The following is an 18024-nucleotide window of genomic DNA, read 5'->3' as shown; positions in this document are numbered from 1 at the left end:
GAATGGAGAGTGCTGTAGATCATGAAGTGGACACCTGATTACTTACAATCAATCAAATATTGGTGGGATCGTAGATCGTTACAGAATCGTCTGATATCAGCCTATATCCTTATCATTTTGGTGCCCAGTCTGATTGTTTCTATCTCTTCTTTCAATGCGATCAATGAAACATACATTAAAGATACCATTAGTAAGAATGTTAATTTGCTTGAAATGGAGAAGTTACATATTCTGAATCAGATTGAGTCAATGGAGTTATCGGGTCAACTGGCGGTATCAGATCAAGTTGAGAACTATTTATCGAGCGAGAATGAAGCTTCGCTCGAGGAACTTATTGATTTTAACACGACTACATTTCGTAATTTAGTACGAATTCAGTTTAACAATCCCAATATTGAACATTTGAGATTGTTCTCCGCCAGTAAGAATATACATGAGTTTTGGCCTATTATTTTCCGAGAGGACAGGATTCGAGAAGAGCCATGGTATACTCAGACGCTTGGACTAGGAGATCAACAAATATGGTATTTTCAAGATGATGATATAGACTTTACGAAGAGGGATATTGATGTATTAGCAGAGAAGAAGCCGAAAGTTTCTTTGCTTCGAGAGATTAATATGCCTAAAGGTGTACATTCAGGTATTATTCAAGTGGACATGTTCCTATCTAAATTCTCACCTAGGACGTTCTCGGAAATACAGGAAGATCAATCACAACTGTTCCTAATTGATGGCGATATGCAAATGTTTACAAGACAGGAACAGTCTCTCCTCGAGGATAATAAGAAGATGAATCAGGCTATTCAAGATCGTTTCGAGTCTCTTCTCTTAGGTGTAGAGTGGGATACTCAGTATCATGAGAACGGTAAATCATTCTTGTTCATTCAAGTTCCCATTGAACGTATAGGTGCTTATTTGCTGAGCGTTGTCTCGATGGAGGATGTCTTGAAGGATATATCTGTGATCCGGAACCAAACGATAGGAACCAACATTATATTTGTAGTGTTATTTACGGTAATAGCCTATGTATTAAACACGATTATTCTAAAGGATTTAGTAAAACTTACAGAAGCAATGAAAAAAGCCCGTCGGGGTGAACTTTACACAGGTGTGACGATTCGGGGTGGTGGAGAGATCGGGGAACTTGCCCACCATTTCAATAAATTAATGCACAAAATCAATGAACTTGTTGCTGTAGCTGTTCGTAAGCAGGCGCTAACCAAAGAGGCGGAGTTGAGATCGCTACATAATCAGATTGATTCCCACTTCCTCTACAATACGTTAGAGAATATCAAAATGCTTGCAGAAATAGACAATCATATTAAGATATCCGATGCGTTAACGTCACTAGGTGGGATGATGCGTTATAATTTCAAATGGTCAGAGGAGTACGTCAAATTAAAAGATGAGATTAGACATATTGAGAACTACATTGATGTCATGAATATACGTTACGAGGAACCAATTTCGTTAATTATGGATATTACACCCCACAATATGGAGTTCGAAGTATTAAAAATGTCACTTCAACCCATTGTAGAGAATAGTGTCAAACATGGTTGGTCGGGATTAGATTCTGAGGTAAAGGATAAGAGATTGGATATCGTAGTTGAGATCGTTAAAGATGATATTTGTATTTCCATTACAGACAATGGACAAGGTATGGGAAGTGATCAACTCTTAGAACTAAACGAAAAAATATGCGACGTACAGTTCGATATTCAGAATGGCTCAGAAAGAAACAAGGGAAGTGAAATAAGATCTATCGCTGGGATTGGATTGTGTAACGTCCACCAAAGAATTAAACTTTACTATGGTATGAAATATGGCTTGAAGATATCAAGTGTAGAAGGTATATATACGAAGGTAGTCATAACATTACCAAGAGTATTGTTGACGGGGGGAAGCACCAATGAAGCGTACTCTGATGATCGTGGATGATGAGAAGAATATTCGATATGGCTTGAAGACTATGATCGAACGGGAGTATCCCGACATGTATGACATTCTTTTGGCGGTTAACGGACAGAGTGCATTGGATACTTATAATAGTACACCTGTTGAAATTATAATTACGGATATACGTATGCCTGTAATGGATGGAGTCCGTCTTCTAGAGGAATTAGCTATATCAAAGGTCGGTGACGGACCGATTATTATCATATTGAGTGGTTATGACGATTTCGTATATGCGAAGACTGCGATTAAACATCAGGTGAAGGATTATCTTCTAAAGCCGATTCGTCGGGAAGAATTATTTGATCTACTGAAGCGTATTGAGAAGGAATTAACCGAGCATGAAATGATTAATCAGCAACGTGCCAAGGAAAATGAGTTGTTCCAAAAGGGTCTTCGTTCAAGTCGAATGCAGCAATTGTTGATTCATGCGGGCAATATATCGCAAGAGGAACTGGAGAAGTATAGTTGTGATATTGAATTTCAGAAATACGGGAAGCCACTTACATTAGCAGTTGTTAGTTTTCAATATGGGGATGGATCTAGGATGAGCCCAAATGAGACACAGAACGTAATTGAACGATTATCTGGAACGTTGGATGGCAAACTAGAAGTTCTGACATCAGACCACGAAGGAAAGATAATCTTGATGGGGAGTCCAAAGAGTCTCTTTCATGAATTGTCACAACAGGCTGAGATTAAAGGTTGGCATGGAATGCGTATGGGTATCAGTAGTACGGATGCATATCAAATATTGGATATTAGACGTCAATATGTAGAAGCTCTTCGGGCACTACAGTACACATTCGTGTATCCTCAGGCTAATTTCATTGAATATGAAATGGTTAAAGGGGACAGATGTAGTTTCCCACTACCTTTTGAGAATATTCATAAATTAGCTAACATGCTAGGTACAGGACGAGAGAAAGAGATGCTGGTTCTACTAGGTTCTATTTTTCAAACGGAACATTTACAACGGATAGACATTTCCTATTTGGAACGTATAAGTAAATTGATCAATGAGAAGGTATTAGACGAAGTGTTCCTCGTATACGGCGAATCTTCTGTAGAAGTCCTCAAGTTATACAAAAAGGTCGGTAATATGTTCAACTTTCAAAGTTTTCATGACTATTATCGTAAATTGGAACATCTACTCATTAGTGTGAATGATTATGTGACGCAAGTTCGATTGGCCTATACGGAGAATGGGGATATGAAAGAAGCTGTCGCTTTTATAGAAGAGTATTATTCGCGTCCGTTGAATATGGCGAGCGTAAGCAATCATGTGTCTCTGAGTTATTCCTATTTCAGTGAGGCTTTTAAAGCATATACAGGGGAAAGCTTTGTTCTATATTTGAAAAAAGTCCGTATTCGGAAATCGAAGGAATTGTTGCTGGAAAGTTCATTGAAGTTGTCCGCGATAGGAGAAGCAGTTGGTTTCGAGAGTAGTAAGCAATTCTCACGTGTATTTAAAGAATTAGAGGGAATTACGCCTCATGAGTACCGAGTCAAGGTTCAGGCAGATGAACGAGTAAAGGATGTGTCTGCATCCATCGATCGAGTATGAGATTTATAATGTGATTAATTATTTAATTCAAGAAGTAAACAAAGCCGAGATGGAAAGTCCATCTCGGCTTTTGATGTAAGAAAAAGTGGTGTCCTCATGATTAAGAACCATTAAATGAAATATAATCCATACATATAGGGTAAAGCAATCGTATCAAGTCTATGATCCGAATGTTGCTCTACAGTAGAATCAGGATCGAATAAGAGCGAACATAGCTCGCGATTTCCGCCAATGTTGGACGAACCATCAGGCGTATTTAATTGATAAGTTCCATCAGGCGAAGTGGTGATCGTTGTACTATCATGGGTACCTTCACCATAACCAGCTTGGTTAATTAAAGACTCAGCATCAACAACAAGAACCAAGCCTGCATTCTCTTGTCTTTCCATAGTGGCATCGGATCCTTGAAGTTGATTCGCAAGTTCTACGTCCTGCCACGGCAAGGTGACGCTTAAGCTATGTAGACTATAATGAGTCATGGCGTCTGAGATCATTGCAGCGACAGCTGTCGGCTCTCCCGCATATTCAACAAGTGTTCCAGCATTGTCTATCGAATCAGCTTTTGGTATTGCGAATATAGCAACAGCAACGATTCTTTGATCGGCTGTTCTTGCTATTCGCACATGTTGATTCATATGATGAATGCTAGCCATGGGACTTGCACCAATAAATTGAGCAAGCTCGGCCATGCTCCATTGAATCGCAGCGGATTTCTGCATCATTAAGTCATGAATATAAAACATATCCTGTGGCTTCATATCAGATACAGTCAACTGACATGATTGGACATCAGATGTTAGCATTGTATTATCGTCGATCACATAATGGATTGATCGTCCGAAGCTGACGCTACCAGCTCTCGTATATAAAGAACGATCACCCGAAATGAACAATAAGGATGCACCAGCGTCTTTGGCATGTTGTTGACACAAGGTTAACAATTGTCCCGCTATTCTTTGACCTTGATATGCAGGGTCTGTGCAGACTGCACCGATGGAATAGGCCTGTAGACGTGCCTTCGCAGACTGTATCAGGAGTGGTACCATTCCAATGAAAGCGATGAGCTTGCCTTCATCGTTAAATGCAGCATAAGAATGACTAATACCAGGTTGGAATAGGGTCGGGAAGGAAATTCCCATATTATGCTCGCCCTCTGCACAAAATATACGATCTGCTAAAAGTACAGCTTCTTTTAGTTCGTTTTCTCTAATCAGCCTTAATTCCATTTGTATTTCCTCCTGCTCTAGATAGCTCATTCAAATGGAAAACTATCGTAGAATTCTGAATTAACTTAAGTATAAATGTTCCATGGTAGCTTTGCTATGGATAGATGATGGCGATGAAGAATAATAAAGTATATTATATTTAAACCTAAAAGAGGAAAGTGGAATATAAGGGTGAATATAATATTTGAGGATAATAATGGGTAATAATGTATTGCTTACAGTTGATTCTCATCATATGGTCATTTGAATACTTACTCATGAAGGAGTGGAACTTAATGTCTGCAATTCTGCATTCGTATATTCATCCTACTGCAATTATTCATGAAGACGCCCACATTGGTCACGATGTAACTATTGGTCCGTACACACTTATTGGAAAGGATGTTCGTATTGGTGATCACTGCACGATAGGTTCACATGTGAATATTGAAGAACATACCTATCTTGGTCAACACAATATCGTCTCCCAAGGTGCGATTCTTGGGCAAATACCACCAGATCTGAAGTATAAAGGAGAACTAGCTTATACGAATATCGGTGATTATAATACGATTAGAGAATATGCCATCATCAGTCGTGGCACACAGGCAGGTACAGGCATAACTACCGTTGGCAATCATAATCTGATCATGCCTTATGTGCAAATAGCACATGATGTGACACTTGCCAATTATATTGTTATTGCGAATGCCGTCCAGCTTGCGGGGCATGTGCAAGTAGAAGATTATGTAGTGATTGGTGGAATGACGGGCGTTCATCAGAATTGCCGTATTGGTAAATATGCAATGGTGGGTGGAATGTCAGGCGTCACGCAAGATATTATCCCATATATGCTGGGCAGTGGAAATCCATTAGTCATCTATAATATCAATGCAGTTGGGCTTCGTCGGAATGGATTTACCAACGAGAAAATTAAACAAATCAAGAATATTCATCGCATATTGTTTCGCTCGGGTCTGAGTGTTAGTTCCGCACTAAGAGAATTGGAATCCTATCCGCCTTCACCAGAAGTCGATCAAGTCAAACATTTCATTTTAGACTCTTCACGGGGAATCGCTAGGCAGGCTAAATAGAACAAAGAGGGATATAGGAACGTTTCTAATAGTAGAAAAGTTCCTATATCCCTCTTGTATTTATTTACAACGTGAACTTACTAACTAATGCCTTCAAAGCTTTAGAAATATCAGATAAGGATTGGGATGAATAAGTAATTTCCTCACTTGAAGCCAATTGTTCTTCAGTCGATGCAGCAACTTGTTGAGACATGTCTGCCGTCTGTTGTGCGATGTGTCCCATGTTGGCAATCGAAGCCGCCACTTCTTCTGAACTTGCAGCAAGCTCTTGTGTAGCCGCAGCCGTCTCCTGCACTCTTAACGATACATCGGTTGTGGATGTTACAATTTCCTTAAATGCTTCTTCAGCATGGGAAACGGATAGAACACCTTCTTGCACATCTACTAGACTTCGTTCCATTGTGTTAACAGCTACTAATGTATCTCGTTTGATCATTTCGATTAAGTCCGTTATACCATGAGAGGATTGATCGCTCTGAGTAGCTAGCTTACGTACTTCAGCTGCCACAATTGCGAATCCTCGTCCATGCTCACCCGCACGAGCTGCTTCAATATTGGCATTCAGTGCAAGAAGATTGGTCTGTGCTGCAATTTCTCTGATTAATGTGGACATCTTGCTGATTTCTTCCGTTTGTTGCTCCAAATTGTGAATCGTCTGACTAGCAAGCGCTACAGATTCACTTAGAGTCTTCATCCGATCCGAAACATCAATCATTTTGTCAGATCCCATCGTTGCCTGTGAAGCAGCATGCTGTGATAATTCAGATACTTCCCCCGCAGATTCAGCAATACGACCAACGCCTTGTGCCATTTCGTGTATAACACGACCACATTCCGAAGATATGCTCGCTTGCTCTTCAGAACCGATAGCTACTTGCTGAATGGACTCTGCAACATGACGAGCCGCTTCTGAGTTCTGCTCAGAACTGGAGAACAATTGCAAAGATGAAGTTGCTACGGAATTCGAGGCATCTTGCATCTGTTTAACCGATAACTGAAGGTTAGCAACGGTTCGATTGACAGCTTCCATCATCGTACCGAATTCATCTTTACGATTAATAACCATAGGTTGTACAGTCAGGTCACCTGTTGCAATACGATTCATCGTGGCTGTTGTAGCGAACAACGGTGTTGTTAAATTGCGAGTTAGTAGCCATGCAAGAAGGAAGATAATAACTAATACGGCCATACCAATGAAGAAGAAGGTCGTTCTAGTGCTCATGAACAAGTCTTTGCTTGCCTGTTCACTCTGTATGGCTCCAGCTTGGTTGCTCTCGATAATCGAAGCAATCGTTGCTCTTATCTTATCGAAGGCCTGTGTGATCTCTTGTGAGGTAGTAGACATCTCAGTTGCGTTAAGTGAACCGGAGCTGATCTTCTCCATTCCAGTAGTAAAGTTAGACCAAGCGGATTTGAGATCAGCATATATCTGCTTATCTTCTTCGGTCTGAACGATGTTCTCGTATTTCTGTATACCCTCATTAATTTGACCAAAAAGGGTATTGATTGAAGCGTTCACCTTCTCCAATTCTTGTGGGTCTTTGGTCATTGCTTGTTTATTAAATGCACCTACGTATTGTTCAATATTTAAGTTAACCTGATCAATCGTTTGAATGCCGTACATCCATCGACCAGTAACCTCATTTGTTAATCTATTCATATTTCCGATTCCACCCAATCCAACGATGGATAACACAATTACAAATATTAGTACTACTGAGAATGAACCGATTAGCTTACTTCTAACAGACCGCATAATATACCCCCTGATATATAGTTAATAATACATAATGCATAAGTGACGTTGGGTATCATGTATTCCATTGATATCGGATAATGAGAACCCTTTATTAATAGGCTAATAGACGTAGTTATTATGAATCATATAGCTGAATTTACAGGTATATTAACAATCAACATGGTGAAAGATTTATAGCATGAATAAGTTGCAGGTCATTTACGGAGTGTAGAGTAGTGTTGACGAAAGAAACAAATAGTATTATAGTATTGTTATACCCATAGGGGTATGTGTATAAGTGAGTTCTTTTAATAAAGGGTGTGTAACCAATGGATTATACCTACAATGAAGATTTGAAGAAACGCCTTAGAAGAATGGAAGGGCAAGTACGCGGTGTCCTGAGGTTAATGGAAGAAGGGAAATCGTGCAAAGAAGTGGTAAGCCAATTATCAGCCGTTCGTAATGGATCGGATAAAGCGATCGCTCATATCGTAGCAGAGAACCTTCAACATTGTTTATTGGAAGAACACCATGAGGGGAAGGATACCCAAAGAATCGTTCAAGAAGCGGTTGAGTTGTTAGTGAAAAGTCGTTAATTCAGCTTGTCATATATCAAGAACAATAAAGGAGAATACGAAATGGCATTTAACGTTAGCAAGGAAATAACAACAGAGGAACTCGCCACACGACTAACTAATGGAGAGTCACTTATGATTATTGATGTTCGAGAACCACAAGAATGGTTACAAGCACATGTCGAAGGTGCTACACATATTCCGCTCGGACAACTATTAGAGAGATTAGATGAATTCGATACAACAAAGGAAATGTTCGTAATGTGCGCAAGTGGAGGTCGTAGTGGACTAGCATGCGAGTTATTAAATGAAAGAGGATTTAACGCTATCAATATTTCAGGTGGATTGAGTGCCTGGCGTGGTGAATTAGTCTAAGTAAATAGGGGAGGTAAATGAGTTGAACATAGTTTATATTCTACTGGTTGTGATGGTCATCTGGTTGATGTATACAAGATTGGCATCAACAAAGAATGTAAGAAGTTTAAGAGAAGAAGAATTCCGTAATGAAATGAGCAAGACACCCTCGCCCATGTTAATTGATGTGCGGGAGCCCAATGAATTCGCAGGAGGGTATATTCGAAGTGCCAAGAACATACCCTTATCACAATTAAATCAACGGCTATCGGACATTCCTAAGAACCGGGAACTACTATTGTACTGTAGAAGTGGTATGCGCAGTGGCAAAGCTGCCGGAATCCTGGGCAAGAACGGATATACACAGTTAGCTCATTTACAGGGTGGTATCGGAGCTTGGAGAGGGAAGATAACGAAATAATCATGTAACGGCGATTCTCAGCTACTAGGGGAATCGCTGTTTTGTGACTTCAATCCGAAGTCTTCCATCGGATATGAACCCAAATAATGATATAATCTAAAGAAATGGAACAACGGCATGTAAATAAAGAGGGGAGGTGGATGATATGCCTACAACGTATCATGAAGCTGAACTAGTACTGGAAGGTTATACGAAAGTGAGTCGTGGTGTGGGTCAAGCATTTGCCATACCTGTACTCACAATAAATGCGACGAGATTGTCTGCGGCTGAAGTATCACGATGCATCAAGCCCGATCAACCCCTCGTCCCCGTTCTGGATGGTTATGTGTCTGTGAATACGCTTAGAGAAGCGGGACTAGGACCTATGGGAAGAACGATTCAAGGAGCCCTGTTAGATAGACCTTATCAACTTACGCCCTCGGAGATCATTGCTCGTGGAAGTGATAGGTTGCAAGGGGCATGGAGTGCTATCGTATTTCCAGATTTACAATGGCCATACATGGGAGATTCTCCTATTTATGATCATTTGAATTTCCTTAGGACATGGGGATTGAACGGTGGTATTCGAGGTGGAGCTTTACCTCATGCGCAGGAGCTACAATCTTTCATGAATGACATCATGTATGAATATCCAGAAACACAGATTCTAGTGGTCGGTAAGAAGGCTTTGCTGGACAAGCTAAGGGAGAGTTGGGCAGAACTGGATACGATGTGGCTTACTGTTAGTGGTAAAGATCAGATCAAGCAACAAATAGGGACCAACGGCGTGATCATTTCGACACCAAGTGTAGCTAAGCAACACCAGTTAGAGAAGATATCCTTCGATATCATCATCATGCTTGAACCGGATGACCTGACCAAGAGCAGCACGACTCAGATCTTTAAGCAATTGAAGAAGATGAAATCACGACTAAAGCTTGCTGTGTATTCTGAAGCGGACTACATAGCACAATCGTATGTGTCCACCGCCCATATGAATTTATTGAAAATCAATGATTACACCTTAGCTAAATACGTCATCTATAACCCTAATCAAGTAAGAAAAGAACTGCCACGTGCCTACAGAAGGATGGTGAGCCATCCAATGGTTGTTCAACAACAGGAGTCTACACCCCTTCATATGACGGAGATGCAACTAGAGAGCGATCATTTGGAAAAGGGAACGCCGATTCCACGAAGAGAAATGGCGGAAGTTATAAGGAATGAAGTACCTCGACAAGTTCCGGTTCTCCATCGGATGGAACACTTTTTCACGACAAGAGCTAGATTATTAGAGGACAAGATCGATTCATCCGCTACACATATACCTTATTTTCATTACTGGCCTACTTACGACAGTATGACAAGTTCACAATCTAGGTGGTATTTCTATTGGAGGGGTGAAGTTCGGGGGCAACGCTATCCCGATACTAGTCTTTCTTATGTTTTTCTATATGTATATGAGTTAATTAACGGCATAGGTTGGAAGAATGGCATGGAAGGGTATCATCTGATGCTTGATGTATGGGTGGCCTATCGTGAACGACATCCGAAGCTTACATCATATATGATAGAGTGGATCACGGACTTCGTTCTAGTCCATCAGCTGTCAGTACCTCATGAGGATGTGTTGGGTTATGCACCTCATGGGCTGTCTGGTGATCTCTTAGAATTAGAATTAATGTATAGATTCCATGCGGAAACATTAGATATCCCGTTCACCTTGTTGGTACGGTTGTTAGATGTTGACGTTCGTAAGAGTAAGTTCTATCTCGAAGGTGGAGATGCACTTCTGCATGAATATGCGCCCAAGGTACTGGCTCTTGTGGATGCTTACTTCAGCAAACAACAAGGCTTACGTTTCATTGAGATATTCTCTCCAGGTTCACCCGTAAGCAAGGAAAGAGAGCTGTTCCAAAGTGCAACGTATGATGAATCGCTGTACGGTAGATTTACAACGATTTTTGTGTCAAAGATTAGTGAGCACGTCCCTTTAAGAGAGTACATCACACACTTGATTCGACTGACGGAGAATAAGTTGCGTGAGCATATGAATGTGAAAGGAAAGCTGCGCGGGATCGAACTCGAACCAGAGATTGAAATGTTAGTGTCCCGCTATCTAGAACGCATGCTAAAGTCACCATCTCCCGAAGCACAACGTCCAAGCGTCGTTATTGATGAAGTGAAGCTTGCCCGAATTCAAGAAGATTCGGAGTCCGTTCGAGATATGTTGACTGTAAATATAGATGAAGCGGATGCGACGGAAGATATCGTAGTATTCGTAGCCCCTTTTATAGAAGAACCTGTCGTGGCACAATCCCCCATAACATGGGATACCACAGAATTACCAGAAGAATGGATGCAATTTGTGAAGGGATTAAGCCAAACTCAATTAGAAGCTATCTATGTTCTGAAGCAGGGGCTAGGCCTTATTGAACTAGGACATATTGCAGATCAAGCAGGAACCATGCCAGAATTGCTACTAGATGATATTAATGAGATCGCGATGGATACCATTGGTGACCTTATCATAGAAGGTGATGGGTTGATAGAAGACTACGAACCCATGCTGGCTAATCTAATGAAAGCAACTTGAAGAGGTGAGCAATATGAGTGAAATAAGAATACCCAAAAGAATGACCACAGCTCTAGTTAATTCATTAACAGCCGGTGTCGTACCTAGAATCGGCTTAGAGCATATTGCTGTAGGACGTAAATACGAGATTGAAGCGATACTTCGAGATATGGATAATGTCTCCGAGGGCGGAGCGATGTTCAAGCTAATTACTGGACGATACGGAAGCGGAAAGAGCTTTCTGTTACAGATGATACGTAATTATGCGATGGATCGAGAATTTGTTGTGGCAGACGCTGATCTATCGCCCGAACGAAGATTGGTTGGCACCAAAGGACAGGGATTAGCGACGTATCGTGAACTGATGACGAACTTATCCACACGCACCCGTCCAGATGGCGGTGCACTTGAAGTGATTTTACAGAAATGGATAGCTTCCATTCAGCAATCGGTCATGCAGGAGCTCGGTCTTCGACCGAATGATCTTGCATTCAATCAAGAAGTAGAGTTACGAATCTTCGGTATCACGCAAGAAATGCAGAACATGGTACACGGTTTCGATTTCGCCAAAGTATTGGCCTCTTATTGGAATAGTTATAAGCTAGCTGATGATGAAGGTAAACAAGCGGCGCTTCGTTGGTTACGTGGCGAATATGCGACGAAGACAGAAGCGCGAAGATCAATTGATGTCGGTGTTATTATCGATGATAGTAACTGGTATGACTATATGAAGTTATGGTCAGAGTTCGTGGCTCGAATCGGCTACAAAGGCTTGCTACTGTTCATTGATGAGGGCGTTAATCTATACAAAATAACAAATAGTATCTCTCGCCAAAGCAACTACGAGAAGTTACTGATGATGTTCAATGATACGATGCAGGGTAAGGCAGAACATTTAGGTATATTCTTAGGCGGAACACCACAATTCGTCGAGGACCCACGTCGAGGATTATTTAGTTATGAAGCATTAAGATCACGCTTAGTTGAAGGAAGGTATGGGGCCGAAGGACTGAAGAATTACACAGGGCCTATGCTTCGCCTAAACATGTTGTCACATGAGGAGATCTTGATTCTATTACAGAAGTTAAGCAGTATTCATGCGATGCACTATAGTTATGAATCTACTTTGAGTGATGCGCAACTGGTCCAGTTCATGGAGCTTGCCGTAGGTCGATTAGGTGCAGATGAATTACTGACAACACGTGAAATTGTAAGAGACTTCATGGATTTATTGAATACACTTCATCAGAATCCGGAGCAGACCTTTACTGAACTTATCGGCGATCGACATATTGCGGCTGCTGTGGATGAACCGGACGAAGTGGATGACTTCCTAGCGGAGTTCGAGTTATGACCGATAATCCGTTCTATCGATTGGCTCCGTTTATTCAGGAATTTATATATCGGAAAAGATGGGATGAGCTACGTGAAGCACAAGTAGAAGCTTGTCGAGTTCTATTCGACACGCAGAACCATCTGCTTATCGCTTCGGGTACGGCTTCTGGCAAGACTGAAGCTGTATTTTTCCCAGCATTAACAGAACTACATGAAAGACCTTCTAAGTCGGTTGGTATTCTCTATATTAGTCCACTGAAGGCATTAATTAATGATCAGTTCGAGCGATTACATGAATTGCTTCAAGAAGCTAGCATACCCGTATGGCATTGGCATGGGGATGTATCGCAATCCGAGAAGACGAAGCTCATGAAGAATCCATCTGGCGTATTACAGATTACACCCGAATCGCTTGAAGGGCTACTCATGAACAGACCGAATGCCATCCCCGCATTATTCCATGATCTGCGGTATATCATCATTGATGAAGTACATGCCTTTATGGGTTCAGACCGTGGTATTCAAGTGCTGTGCCAGCTTGCTAGAATACAACGAATGGCTTATTGTACGCCTCGAAGAATTGGACTGTCGGCAACGCTAAGCGATTACGATACGGCTATGCAGTGGATCAGCGCAGGGACAGATAAGGTGACCGAGATCGTATCGCCAGAAGGTGGGCGTAGGCTGAAGTTGAGCGTCGAGCACTTCTCCTTCCCAGATACCAAGAACCAAGAAGAGGCAAAATTGTTAGAAAATGCGAAGCAAGCTTATCATGATTATATATACGATCATACGCATCATAAGAAAGCGTTGGTGTTCACCAATAGCCGTTCTGATGCGGAATTAATGACGCTCGAGCTTCGACGTATCGCAGCAAAGCGACATGAACAAGATGTGTTCTATGTGCATCATGGTAGTATATCGGCTATGTTACGTGAAGAAGCAGAAGCTGCACTTCGTACAGGGTACGGCCCTGCGGTTGCCGCGGCAACGTTAACGTTGGAGCTTGGGATTGACCTCGGGCAATTAGAGCGAGTTGTTCAACTAGGCGCACCATATAGCGCTTCAAGCTTTGTGCAAAGGTTGGGAAGATCAGGACGTCGTGGCAATGCCGCATCAGAAATGCTATTCGTATGCCCAGAAGAGGAAGATGAAGAGGCGCAATTACCTGCGCGTATGCCATGGATGTTACTGCGTGCGATTGCTGTAATTGAGTTGTATGTTCGGGAGAAATGGGTGGAACCATTAGATGTTCGTCAGATGCCTATGGGCCTGCTGTATCATCAAACGATGAGTACCCTGAAGAGTCTTGGCGAAGCAGAACCTGGCGAGCTAGCAAGAGCCGTGCTTACATTACCGTCTTTTAAACAGATTCAACCTGAGGATTATAAGATTCTACTGAATTATTTATTGCAGACAGACCATATTCAGCGCACCGAAGAGGGTACTCTTATTATTGGTCTTATGGGTGAGCGGATCGTGAATAACTTCCGGTTCTATGCGGTGTTCAAAGATGATGAGGAACATGTCGTATATCACGGTACGGAAGAGATTGGCTCGATCACAACTGTGCCCCCACCTGGATATTGCTTCTCCCTGGCAGGGAGACTGTGGAAGGTAGAAGAGGTAGATACGAAGCACCAAGCGGTCTATGTAAAATCTTCACGGGGTAAAGTGGATACACTTTGGTTGGGAGCTGGAGGAGATATTCATACCCGTGTCATGCAGAAGATGCGTGAGATATTGGATGGGGATGTTATATATGCCTATCTTGCTCCTAATGCCGTGAATCGATTAGAACGTGCTAGACGTCTTGTTCGAGAAAGTGGTATGTTACGAAGTTCTGTTATTCCTGCAGGTGGAGATTCCTTCTTCATTATGCCTTGGATCGGCAGTAAGTCATTCCGGACCTTGGAGCGGTTGCTTAAAAATAATCTGAAAGATCAACTAGGTCTTCGATCCATTGTTCCGATGGAACCTTATTATATGGTTGTAGCGGGAACAACGAACGCACAATCTCTGCTAGACCATATCATGGCGGAAACAACCCAGTGTGAGGATCCAATATCCCTCTTAGCCCCAGATGAGGCACCATACTTAGGGAAATATGATGAGTTCATTCCGCCTGAACTGGTGCGCAGAGCTTTTGCCATCGATGGGTTGGATGTAAAAGGGTTGGTTAAGGTTTTGAGCTAATCAGGAATATTCTAATTTGGTCAGCGGATGTAATGAGCGATACTCTAAAGGTGATATGCCGAAGTGTAGTCGGAATACCCGGTGAAAATAAGAGTAGCTGGCGAAGCCGCAAGTCTCGGCAATATGCTCCAAAGTCAATTCACTGTATCTTATTTGCTCTACAGCAGCTTTGAGACGGATTTCAATCGCATATTGAATCATTGTTTTTCCGTAATGTTCCTTGAACAGCCTTACTGCACGGGACAGGCTAAGACCTGCATAGCTGGCAGCTTCTTCGAGCTTGAAAGTCACTGTGGCATGCTCTTCGATGAATCGCTTGAGCTTAAGTGTCGCTGAACCTTTCCGGTCCGTCTGAATATTCTCGTTAATGGCTCTATCAATATATAGGCAAAGGCTGCGTAACAGTACATCCTTTAGTTCTTCATCTGCCTCTAGCGAACCGCGTCGTTTCTCTAACAGAAGGTTGCGCCATAAGCTAATCAGCTGGGCATCGGTGCCAATTCGGTTAGTCACTGGACGGTCTTGCCTATTCCACCAAGCATCAATCCAGGAACCTTGGCAGAACAAATAATAGTCTCCGCTAGATAAGCGCGCTTTTGTAGGCGGATCCTTCACGGTTAGTTGGTAATCATCACCTGGTTGAAGTAGTAGCAAATCACCGCCAATTAGGGTATATACTTTACCACCTGAAATCACTTCACAAGAGCCTTCTGTTTGCAGGCGAAAAAGGTAGCTCTGTAATCCACTCTTCAGATTGTGGTTAAATGATTTATAGTGATATGAGTAATCACAGAGAAGCACAGACGTGTCCACAGGATTAAACCTCCTAATTGATATTGAGCAAATAGTTCATGTTTTGCCGATATTGTATATGTTCATTTTAGCCTGAATTGCCTTAGAATGATATAAGAGTAAATTAAGATAAATTTAATCGAATTGAGGTGCTTGTTATTATGAGCAAGATTAATATAGGGTTGCAACTGTACACTCTCCGTGATGAAACAGCAGTAGATTTTGAAGGGACGCTTCGTAAAGTGGCGGCGCTTGGTTATCAAGGTGTTGAATTTGCTGGTTATGGAGATATTCCCGCTGAAGAGATGAAATCACTTCTTGATGAGTTGGGTCTAAAAGGATTCAGTAGTCATGTTTCACTTCAAGCTATGCGTGAGGATTTGCAGAAAGAGATCAATTACCTGAAAACTATCGGTGCTGAGTTTATGATATGTCCTTATCTAATGCCCGAAGATCGTCCTGGGAGCAGTGCAGAATGGTGCAAGTTATTCTCCGAGTTGCAGGAAATAGGTACTGAAGTAAGTAAACAGGGATTGACGTTTGGTTATCACAATCATGAATTTGAATTTCAAAGTCAAGTTGGAGATCATACCGTATTTGATGCCATGTTCAATCAAACCACATCGACAGCGGTTCAAGTGGAGATGGACGTGTGTTGGGTACAATTCGCAGGTAGAAATCCGATTGAGTATATGAACAAATATGCAGGCCGTCTACCACTCCTTCATCTAAAAGATTTCAGCACAGACGAGCTGGGCCAGATGAAGACGATGGAATTAGGACAAGGTTCAGTGAATCTGCCTGCGGTTATTGAGGCTTCTTCGAAAGCGGGAGTGAAATGGTTGATCGTGGAGCAGGACGTATGCCAAAATCCGCCCCTTGAAAGTATAACCAATAGCTACAACTGGCTTAAACAAAATTATTTAAACTAGCTTAAACTATAATATATTCACTTAGAGGAGATTACTAACATGACAAAGATTAAAGTTGCCGTATTCGGCTGTGGCGCCATTGCCGAACGTAGACATATTCCAGAGTACGCAGCGAACGAACAAGTAGAATTAGTTGCTTTTGCGGATCCTATTATCGAGCGTGCGAACAAAATGGCTGAAACTTATGGTGGTAAAGGATATGCAAGTTTCGAGGAATTACTAGCTAATGAAGAAGTAGACGCAGTTAGTGTATGTACACCGAACTACCTCCATGCTTCAATGACTATTGCGGCTGCGAATGCAGGTAAACATGTCTTGGTTGAGAAACCAATGGCTTGTACAACTGAAGAAGGGGAGCAAATGATTGAAGCTGCTCGTAAGAACGGCGTGTACCTAATGGTAGGACACAATCAGCGTTTGATGCCTCCTCACGTGAAGGCCAAAGAAATTCTAGACTCCGGTAAGTTGGGGAGAGTACTTAATTTCCGTACATCGTTTGGTCATCCAGGTCCGGAAGGCTGGAGTGTAGACGGTGCAGGTAGCTGGTTCTTCCGCAAAGAAGAAGCAATCATGGGTGCTATGGGCGACCTTGGCGTACACAAATCAGACTTTATCCGTTATTTGTTGAATGACGAAGTAGCTGAAGTAGCTGGCTTTATCGGTACTTTGCACAAAGAAGGTACAGAAGTAGATGATAATGCAACTTGCCTCTTGCGTATGAGAAGCGGTGCAATCGGAACATTAGTTGCCAGCTGGACACAATACAGAGGTGGAGACAACAGTACTGTGCTGTGGTGTGAGCATGGTGTGATGAAGATTGGTACCGTAGAAGGTGACGAAGTGATCGTGGAACTTACGAATGGTACAGTTGAAACTTACAAAGTTGGCGCTATGTCAACGAATGAGAAACAAGTACCAAGCGGCGTCATCGATGCATTTGTAGAATCCATTGTAACGAACACGCCTCCTATGATCTCTGGAGAAGAAGGTCTAAAATCATTACAAGTCATTCTGGCTGCATTCGAATCCCAGGCGACAGGTCAATTTATTAAGCTATAATTAATAACCTACCATATCCCTATTGGGGTGTGGTAGGTTATTTTGTTTGTGCTCTTGGAAGTGAAATGATTAATGGTAGCGGGCGCTGTCAAAGGGTAATATTTACTCAGCGACTATTTGTTCATTAAATGGAATTGAATAAATGACCTATCGTTTCTCGTTATATATGTGAAAGAAGCCAAGGCATTGGATAAAATGTACCCTATAGAATAGACACTTTAAAAAAGTCTACTCTATAGGGTATTT

14 protein-coding genes are annotated in these 18024 nt (G+C 41.9%); 11 read left to right on the top strand and 3 right to left on the bottom strand.

Annotation, left to right across the window (positions count from 1 at the left end):
* Positions 1–21: 21 nt before the first annotated feature.
* A complete protein-coding gene (locus ACH8E3_RS14365) occupies positions 22–1941 on the top strand; it encodes a cache domain-containing sensor histidine kinase (protein ID WP_458633335.1) in 1920 nt (639 codons plus the stop codon).
* Entirely contained in the window at positions 1913–3523 is a 1611-nt protein-coding gene (locus ACH8E3_RS14360) for a response regulator transcription factor (RefSeq protein WP_458633334.1), read from the top strand. The genes ACH8E3_RS14365 and ACH8E3_RS14360 overlap by 29 nt, the downstream gene beginning before the upstream one ends.
* A gap of 110 nt (positions 3524–3633) precedes the next feature.
* On the opposite strand, the gene ACH8E3_RS14355 is transcribed toward ACH8E3_RS14360, so the two are convergent.
* The gene (locus tag ACH8E3_RS14355) at positions 3634–4749 is read right to left on the bottom strand and encodes a GNAT family N-acetyltransferase (protein ID WP_458633333.1); all 1116 of its coding nucleotides are present in this window, start codon (positions 4747–4749) and stop codon (positions 3634–3636) included.
* 275 nt (positions 4750–5024) lie between these two features.
* Between ACH8E3_RS14355 and lpxA the strand changes: the two genes are divergently transcribed.
* On the top strand, positions 5025–5822 hold the full coding sequence (lpxA, locus tag ACH8E3_RS14350; RefSeq protein ID WP_458633332.1) for an acyl-ACP--UDP-N-acetylglucosamine O-acyltransferase: 798 nt from the start codon (positions 5025–5027) through the stop codon (positions 5820–5822).
* Between the two features lie 64 nt (positions 5823–5886).
* On the opposite strand, the gene ACH8E3_RS14345 is transcribed toward lpxA, so the two are convergent.
* Entirely contained in the window at positions 5887–7578 is a 1692-nt protein-coding gene (locus tag ACH8E3_RS14345; RefSeq protein ID WP_458633331.1) for a methyl-accepting chemotaxis protein, read from the bottom strand.
* A gap of 311 nt (positions 7579–7889) precedes the next feature.
* Here ACH8E3_RS14345 and ACH8E3_RS14340 point away from each other — a divergent pair, with 311 nt between their 5' ends.
* From ACH8E3_RS14340 to ACH8E3_RS14315, 6 genes are all read left to right on the top strand, one after another.
* Positions 7890–8156, top strand: coding sequence for a metal-sensitive transcriptional regulator (locus tag ACH8E3_RS14340; RefSeq protein WP_458633330.1), 267 nt, complete (start codon positions 7890–7892; stop codon positions 8154–8156).
* A gap of 42 nt (positions 8157–8198) precedes the next feature.
* Positions 8199–8510: a rhodanese-like domain-containing protein gene (locus ACH8E3_RS14335; RefSeq protein WP_458633329.1), complete on the top strand. Its 312-nt coding sequence runs from the start codon at positions 8199–8201 to the stop codon at positions 8508–8510.
* A 22-nt stretch (positions 8511–8532) separates the two neighbouring features.
* Positions 8533–8910 carry a rhodanese-like domain-containing protein gene (locus tag ACH8E3_RS14330; RefSeq protein ID WP_458633328.1) on the top strand — a complete coding sequence of 126 codons (378 nt, stop codon included), beginning with the start codon at positions 8533–8535 and terminating at the stop codon, positions 8908–8910.
* A gap of 145 nt (positions 8911–9055) precedes the next feature.
* A complete protein-coding gene (locus tag ACH8E3_RS14325) occupies positions 9056–11485 on the top strand; it encodes a TerB N-terminal domain-containing protein (protein ID WP_458633327.1) in 2430 nt (809 codons plus the stop codon).
* A gap of 13 nt (positions 11486–11498) precedes the next feature.
* Positions 11499–12818, top strand: coding sequence for an ATP-binding protein (locus ACH8E3_RS14320; protein WP_458633326.1), 1320 nt, complete (start codon positions 11499–11501; stop codon positions 12816–12818).
* Positions 12815–14995, top strand: coding sequence for a DEAD/DEAH box helicase (locus ACH8E3_RS14315; RefSeq protein ID WP_458633325.1), 2181 nt, complete (start codon positions 12815–12817; stop codon positions 14993–14995). Before ACH8E3_RS14320 ends, ACH8E3_RS14315 begins: the two co-directional genes overlap by 4 nt.
* On the opposite strand, the gene ACH8E3_RS14310 is transcribed toward ACH8E3_RS14315, so the two are convergent.
* Positions 14996–15808 (bottom strand): AraC family transcriptional regulator, encoded by an 813-nt coding sequence (locus tag ACH8E3_RS14310; RefSeq protein ID WP_458633324.1) that lies wholly within the window; start codon positions 15806–15808, stop codon positions 14996–14998.
* A gap of 140 nt (positions 15809–15948) precedes the next feature.
* Between ACH8E3_RS14310 and ACH8E3_RS14305 the strand changes: the two genes are divergently transcribed.
* Complete coding sequence (locus ACH8E3_RS14305) at positions 15949–16719, top strand: sugar phosphate isomerase/epimerase family protein (protein WP_458633323.1); 771 nt, start codon at positions 15949–15951, stop codon at positions 16717–16719.
* Between the two features lie 39 nt (positions 16720–16758).
* The gene (locus ACH8E3_RS14300) at positions 16759–17778 is read left to right on the top strand and encodes a Gfo/Idh/MocA family protein (protein ID WP_458633322.1); all 1020 of its coding nucleotides are present in this window, start codon (positions 16759–16761) and stop codon (positions 17776–17778) included.
* Positions 17779–18024 lie beyond the last annotated feature (246 nt).

The sequence above is a fragment of the Paenibacillus sp. CMAA1364 genome, from assembly GCF_054373195.1.
This window is presented reverse-complemented; position numbering and strand designations above follow the sequence as displayed.